A 502-nucleotide genomic window follows, 5' to 3' on the forward strand; every position below is an offset into this window, starting at 1 on the left:
GGCCAAGCTTGTTGTATCAGCGATTTGGCCTCTTCCGGCGTCCAGTCCGGGTCACCGATTTCATGGCGTGCAAGTTTCAGCGGGTCGCGCAGATCGGCGCAGCCCTTTTCGCTGCAGGCTTGCAGCGTGGTCGCGCTGATCAGCGTCAGCGGCAGGTTTTGCTCATCCTTGCGCGATGCATCCAGGCGCGCCTCGCCCTTGACCAGGAACCAGCCCTCGTCGGCGTCTTGCTCGCTGTCTTTGGTATCCAATACCGCAGGGTACGGATAGTCGACCTCCCAGCCACCATCGGTCTTGCCATCGATATGCACGATCTGGCTGTAGCCCTGCGCGCGGCCTTGCATCATCGCGGCATAGCCACCGCCACTGAATGGCGAGTAGCTGGCATCGCTGAGGATGCGACCATAGAGCTCTTCGGGTTTGCGAGTTTCGCGGCGCAGTTGACGATACAGCTGCAGCTGTTGCTCTGCCTGGCGGGCCAGCAGCTCGCGCTGACGCTGGG

Annotated in this window: 1 protein-coding gene; it reads right to left on the reverse strand. The window is 62.2% G+C overall.

Annotated features, from left to right (window positions below; translation table 11 throughout):
- Nucleotides 1-502 (reverse strand): hypothetical protein (locus tag CXQ94_RS24210; protein WP_181034390.1); only part of this gene is annotated, 502 nt, incomplete at both ends.

The organism is Arthrobacter sp. GMC3 (assembly GCF_002929305.1).
GTDB lineage: Bacteria > Actinomycetota > Actinomycetes > Actinomycetales > Micrococcaceae > Specibacter.